The sequence below is a fragment of the Citrifermentans bremense R1 genome (assembly GCF_000426865.1).
GTDB classification, from domain to species: Bacteria; Desulfobacterota; Desulfuromonadia; order Geobacterales; family Geobacteraceae; genus Geomonas; species Geomonas bremensis.
Map to the genome: position 1 here is coordinate 1 of NZ_AUGE01000058.1, position 6,084 is coordinate 6,084.

At 49.6% G+C, this 6,084-nt stretch carries 7 protein-coding genes and 1 pseudogene; 2 read left to right on the forward strand and 6 right to left on the reverse strand.

Annotated features, from left to right (window positions below):
* A partial coding sequence (locus K419_RS0118440; protein ID WP_026842844.1) for a transposase occupies window positions 1-251 on the reverse strand: 251 nt, incomplete at its 3' end.
* Window positions 252-390: 139 nt separating this feature from the next.
* Here K419_RS0118440 and K419_RS23700 point away from each other — a divergent pair.
* Both K419_RS23700 and K419_RS22880 read left to right on the forward strand, forming a co-directional pair.
* Window positions 391-1,104, forward strand: a complete 714-nt coding sequence (locus K419_RS23700) for an InlB B-repeat-containing protein (RefSeq protein WP_226377739.1) — start codon at window positions 391-393, stop codon at window positions 1,102-1,104.
* A 124-nt stretch (window positions 1,105-1,228) separates the two neighbouring features.
* Window positions 1,229-3,514 carry a Kelch repeat-containing protein gene (locus tag K419_RS22880; RefSeq protein ID WP_051293113.1) on the forward strand — a complete coding sequence of 762 codons (2,286 nt, stop codon included), beginning with the start codon at window positions 1,229-1,231 and terminating at the stop codon, window positions 3,512-3,514.
* 224 nt (window positions 3,515-3,738) lie between these two features.
* Here K419_RS22880 and K419_RS23705 read toward each other — a convergent pair whose 3' ends face one another.
* The 5 genes and pseudogenes from K419_RS23705 to K419_RS22390 all read right to left on the reverse strand — a co-directional run.
* Window positions 3,739-4,488 (reverse strand): S8 family serine peptidase, encoded by a 750-nt coding sequence (locus K419_RS23705; RefSeq protein WP_156912247.1) that lies wholly within the window; start codon window positions 4,486-4,488, stop codon window positions 3,739-3,741.
* Window positions 4,485-4,829 (reverse strand): hypothetical protein, encoded by a 345-nt coding sequence (locus tag K419_RS23710; RefSeq protein WP_156912248.1) that lies wholly within the window; start codon window positions 4,827-4,829, stop codon window positions 4,485-4,487. Before K419_RS23710 ends, K419_RS23705 begins: the two co-directional genes overlap by 4 nt.
* Before the next feature lie 60 nt (window positions 4,830-4,889).
* On the reverse strand, window positions 4,890-5,291 hold the full coding sequence (locus tag K419_RS0118450) for a hypothetical protein (protein ID WP_026842845.1): 402 nt from the start codon (window positions 5,289-5,291) through the stop codon (window positions 4,890-4,892).
* A gap of 224 nt (window positions 5,292-5,515) precedes the next feature.
* Complete coding sequence (locus K419_RS22885; protein ID WP_051293115.1) at window positions 5,516-5,743, reverse strand: hypothetical protein; 228 nt, start codon at window positions 5,741-5,743, stop codon at window positions 5,516-5,518.
* Window positions 5,744-5,895: 152 nt separating this feature from the next.
* A pseudogene (locus tag K419_RS22390) lies at window positions 5,896-6,084 on the reverse strand (integrase core domain-containing protein); the annotation flags it as partial.

A 6,084-nucleotide genomic window follows, 5' to 3' on the forward strand; every position in this document is an offset into this window, starting at 1 on the left:
ATCTGCTCAACAAGTTGTCGGTTGCTGCGGATCGAGTAGAGGATCATCAGCAGTTGAGCCTTGAGCAGCTTTTCCGGCGGGATGGACGGCCTACCAGCAGAGGCATAAATGCTGTCAAAGAGCTTGTCCATTCCAGCCAAGGCGTCATCAGCCATCTTCCTGATGGACCGGAGGGGATGATCCTTGGGAACGAAGGATTCGGGGGTCACATATGTGAAAAGAGCTTCTGTCTTATTGTCCTCGCCGCGCATAACATTCCTTTGTGATTGCAATGTGTTACGCGCCGTAGTGTACCATAAAACTGCTCTTTTCTGTACTTAGTTTTTCAACAACCTGCTAGTGCTTGCTAATGGTGGGTATCAATTCCAAAACGTTACTGCTGACCACGCCATGACGGTAACATTCGGAGCTATCCCTACGTTCACCATCACCGCCACTGCCGGTGCGGGTGGCAGCATCTCACCGACTCAATCGGTTCAGTCAGGGCGGAGCGTGGTCTACTATTTCTCTCCCGCAGCAGGTTATGCCATCTCGAATGTCAAGGTGGACGGGAATTCCGTCGGAGCCCCAACGTTCTACAGTTTCACAAATGTCACTGCAAATCACACCATTGAAGTCACTTTCGCCAACTCCCTGACTCTGACGACATCAGGAGCTAACGGCACCATCAGCATCAACGGCACTGTCATCACCGGCTCCGCATCGGTTGCAGCTGGCAGTTCCCCTGTCGTGAATGTAGTTCCTAACGCGCATTATCAGCTTTATCGGCTGATGGTCGGAAGCTCGAATGTCACCTCCAAGGTAGTTGGCGGTAATTATACCATCAGCAATATTCTGGCTAATACGGCAGTAAGTGCGACTTTTACCCCTATATACTGGAGCATAAGTGGTTCTGCAGGCACTGGCGGAAAGGTCAGTGTTGGTTCAATTCTCGTCCAAGACGGCTCGAATTACTATGTATCCATCACTCCGGCCAAAGGATACAAAATCGCAGATGTGACTGATAACGGGGTATCAGTTTTGGGGCAGATTTCTGGTGGCGGGTATAGCATCTCGAATATAACCGGTAGCCACGCAATAGCTGCAACATTTGCGTTGTTGTAGATTCGCTTTGGGGTGGTCAAGGCCAGACGCCAGGACTTGACCACCCCAAAGAGGATGTTTTGCCTCAGTCGGAAATGGACTTTCAAGCCGCTTGAATTAAGGGAATGTCTAGGGGGTGCAATCCATGAACGAAATGGCCGCGCAGCAAAAACTGCAGCCTAGGTGCAACGTAGTAAATCCTAAATATAGGATGTCACTGTTTACATTGTTTTGTATCGCCATTGTTGCCGTGGCGTCTACTGCACGGGCTGCTAATTGGAGTGCGGCCGGCAGCTTAGCCACAGCACGAAGTTATCATACCGACACACTCCTTCTCAGCGGTAAGGTGCTGGTGGTGGGGGGCGCCGGGTTTCTAGCCAACGCCGAACTGTACGACCCGGCCAGCGACAGTTGGAGTGAGGCTGGCAGTATCGCCAATGGCAGGTACGATCACACCGCCACGCTCCTTCCCAGCGGCAAGGTTCTGGTGGCGGGGGGAGGGGATGGCAGCGGAGTTTTAGCCAGCGCTGAATTGTATGACCCCGTCAGCAACAACTGGAGTGCTGCCGGCAGCTTGACCACAGGCGTGTCCGGGCACACCGCCACGCTCCTCTCAAACGGAAAGGTGCTGGTGGTTGGGGGATACGATGGTAACGGAACTTTTACAGGTATTGCAGGTGCGGAATTGTATGACCCGGCCAATGACCGTTGGAGTGTAGCCGCCAGTCTGTCCTATGGCAGAGAGGGGCATACCGCCACGCTCCTTCCCAACGGCAAGGTACTGGTGGCGGGGGGACGCGGTCAACTTACGAGCGCTGAATTGTATGACCCGGCCAGCGACAGTTGGAGTGCGGCTGGTAACATGACTATAGCCAGAACGTTTCCCAGAGCCACGCTGCTGCCCAACGGCAAGGTACTGGTTGTAGGCGGGAGCCCGGGCGGAGGCGGAAGAAACGCACCTTATATTGCTAGTTCCGAGCTGTATGACCCGTCCACCAATAGTTGGAGTGCGGCCGGATCTATGAATTTCGTCAGAGCAAATTTCACTGCTACGCTCCTTCCCAGCGGTCAGGTGTTGGTAGTGGGGGGAGGATTCGGCGATGTTGAAGCTTTTGCCAGCACTGAATTGTACGACCCAGTCAGCGACAGCTGGAGCGAGGATAGCAGTCTGATTAATGGCAGGTACTATCATACTGCCACGCTCCTGCCCAGCGGAAAGGTACTAGTCGCGGGCGGGCTTTACAGCGGCGTGCCTTTAAACAGCGCCGAGTTGTATGCGTTCACTGTCACGACCAGTGCAATCAACGGCACCATCACCAAAAGCGGAACAGCTGCTGCCGGAGGTTCGTTCACCGTCACAATGGCGCCTGACAATCATTATAAATTATACCGTTTGAGAGTTGGTGGAGTGGATGTCACCTCCAAAGTGTCGAACAACAGTTACACCCTCACCAATATTATGGCAGACGTTGCTGTTCAAGCCACTTTTGCACCAATATATCTTTCCTTAACCGCAAGCGCTATGCCAACCGAAGGCGGTAGGGTTGGGACGAACGGCACTTCGGTTGTTGAAGGCAACAATTACTTTGTAAATGTTTTGCCTAACGCAGGATACAGGGTAACTTCAGCGACTGTAGATGGTACATCCGATGTCCTAAGTGAGGTTGTTGCTAACGGCGGATACAATTTTAAGAACGTCACTTCCAACCACAATCTGGCGGTAACCTTTGGTCTTATACCCGCCTTTACCATCACCGCCACTGCAGGAGCGGGTGGTAGCATCTCTCCGACTCAATCGGCGGTACAGCCAGGTTGGAGTGTGGTGTATAATTTCACTCCCGCGGCAGGCTATGCCATCTCGAACGTCAAAGTGGACGGAATTTCCGTTGGAACGCCTACGTTCTATACTTTCATAAATGTCACTGCAAATCACACCATTGAGGTCACTTTCGCTAGCTCGCTGACTCTGACTACATCTGGAACCAACGGAATCATCAGCATTAACGGTATTCCCAGCACTGGCTCTGTCTCGGTCGCAGCTGGCAGTTCCCCTGTCGTGAATGTAGCTCCTAATGCGCATTATCAGCTCTACCGCCTGATGGTCGGAACAGCGAATGTTACCTCCAAGGTAGTCGGTGGAAATTATTCCATCAGCAACATTTTGGCCAATACCGCAGTAAGTGCGACTTTTACCCCTATATACTGGAGCATAAGTGGTTCTGCAGGCACTGGCGGAAAGGTCAGTGTTGGTTCAATTCTCGTCCAAGACGGCTCGAATTACTATGTATCCATCACTCCGACCAAAGGATACAAAATCGCAGATGTGACTGATAACGGGGTATCAGTTGTGGGGCAGATTTCAGGTGGCGGGTATAACATTCTGAATATAACCGGCAGCCATACAATAATAGCAATATTTGTTTTGATTTAGATTTAGTTGTCAGCTTTATTAAGGTGAATGAGTCACCCTGCTACTAGGGGCGGGGTGAGTCATTTACTTGGTTTTAACTGGGTTTTTAGAGCCGGCTGTCACGTCCAGCACTACAAAATTCCTGACAGGTGGAGGATTTGGGGCCGGTGGTGGTACACCACCTAAGCAGTTGAGGCAGCAGAGGATATAGCCAGGATGCTTTGCCGCTGCCAAGTTTCTGCTCACTACACCTTTTTGATTGGAACCCAAACATCACGGTTGACGCTTTCAAAGTTTCCAATACCACATTGTTCACCCGGCAAAGTAACCGCTACAATTTGGCTATCTGGCCTATATAAGCCAGCAGCCGCAGGGCAGGCAGTTTTCCCGGGAGTATTACCGGCTGCTGCCAAAATGAAAATACCCGCCTTGGACGCCTCAACAGCCGCCTCGCAAACCGGGCAATATCCCTTACAATCTAAGGCTAACCAACGTTTTGAAAACACGCCGAGACTCAAATTTGCAATGATATTCTGATTCTGGTGGGACTGTTGGTAATTAGTTAGCCATCTAAGTCCGGCAATGAGGTCTCTGGGTTTTCCCGCGCCGAATGCATTAGCAACCTTCACATTGAGAAAACGTGGCTCATAGATAGAGCGAACTCGTGCTATCAACGCCACCTGGGTACCGTGTCCACAGTGATCAGAAAGATCTGATTCGGACGAATAGTTTATCCCATCTATAATCGTCCCTTCAAGCAGCGGGTGCTCATACAGCATCCCTGTATCAAAAATTGCAGTAATCGGGTTAGTATGTACATCTTTTGTAATATACTTTGCTGCGTGCATTAGACTAGACTGTTCTTCTGGTGGGGGGAGTGGCGCAAGGTAGAGACCTGAATCTATGTCATAAACATATTTTAGAAATCTCCCGGCATCATCAGATTTAGCACCGAATATTTCGACAGCATCTTCATCAAGCCAGTCGCTATTCATACCAAAGAACCAATAAATAATAAGATGCTAACCGCTAGTAACAAATAGATTGTCCAGGCATATTCAATTACATAATCAATAATTTTTGTGATTTTTGACTTGTATCCTTCACTTCCAAATACACGTACTTTGTCAACTTTGGATATTGCTACTATAACTAGCAAAGCTCCAACCGACATTATAGCTAAACCTATACTGTCAGTTTTGATAGTATTCTTGGCAAGTGAGTAATCGTATGCCACAACTCCGCCAAATCCTAACACAGCGATAATTGCGCCCGTAATTGTGAGTAAAAGCCCTACAACTATAACCGATGATATTGTCACTGATTTATTTGACAATTCAAAACTCCGCAAAATAGGGTTGAAATCGGGGCAAAAGTAGCTGACCATTCCCTCTACTCAGGAGGCGCTTAAAGGTTGCTGCTGCCTTAGCTTTTTCGGGGATATGCAAACGGGGCATATCTGACCCTTTTCATTTAGCTTCACTTGTCCTTTTGGAGATGCTCTCGCAACAGATAATAAAATGTCATCAAGCCTTGTCGATATTTTTTGCAGTTGATTTACTGTCTCATATTCTGGACTGTTGTACCATTTGCTTTTCTTATAAAAATCTCCATAAAGGAGAGGGCTCGAATTCGGCTTTTCCGTCATCAAATTTTCATAGTTCTGCTCGAAGTACGGGTCGTGCTCACGTGGCACCTCGTCGGGCAGTAACCCATTGTCCTGATGTGTGGTTTCCCTTTTCGGAGCGTGTTCTTCCCGCGGAATCTCGTCTGGTAACAAACCATCTCTCTCGTTCACAGAGGCTCCTTTGATTATTTAGGTTGTTTTTGCGACATTTTCCAAGAAAAATCGTTGGCATTACATGTTAACTGATGCACCCCGTGCAGGTCTGTGTTTTGTAGAGATGTGCAGGAGCAGGACGTCGCCGCGGTGGCTCTATCAATAGGCGTTGAATTGTTATGACCCACCAAGGGATGTCGACACCTAATATACACGAAAGCCCCGATTACTGGGCTTTGCATTTAGAAGACTGCAAAACATTCAGGCACCCATCTGGCTATTTCCTCCGGGATGGTCGCTATGAGCATCCCTATTAGCAACCAAGCGAAGCCAGCTATTTCGCGCCCTACATCGTCAACCGACATCTTCTTCAGCTTTTTCAACAGCTCGTCGTCAGTTTGCTGCCGGGTCATCCCCTCTTCCATCACTAGTTTCTCAATTCTAGCCGCTTCGTTTTGTATTTGGCTCACGTGCTCCTGGTGCGCAGCTTTGAATGCAGCTAAGCCCACTTCCAGTTGAGTGGACCCTATAGTCAAGACAATAAAGCATCGAGTTTAAGGTGGTGCCCGGTCGCGCAGCTGACCGGCGCTGCCCCGATTTTGAGCGTGGTTTTACGCTCAACAAATTTGTCTACGATTCTTGCTCCGCCGCCGCTGGCCGTATGGTAGACCTCGACTGGAGTGCGGTTGCCCAGCGATTGATGGGGCCGCTCCGTGTTGTAAAACTCGAAATACTGTGTCAGACCCAACTGTAATCCGAGCATGTCGACGTACCCTTTCAGGTACACATCCTCGTGCTTGACGCTACGCCA

Coding starts and splice junctions, on each gene's coding strand:
- K419_RS23705 (WP_156912247.1), bottom strand. CDS start 4,488: ATGAATAGCGACTGGCTTGATGAAGATGCTGTCGAAATATTCGGTGCT.
- K419_RS22880 (WP_051293113.1), top strand. CDS start 1,229: ATGAACGAAATGGCCGCGCAGCAAAAACTGCAGCCTAGGTGCAACGTA.
- K419_RS23700 (WP_226377739.1), top strand. CDS start 391: ATGACGGTAACATTCGGAGCTATCCCTACGTTCACCATCACCGCCACT.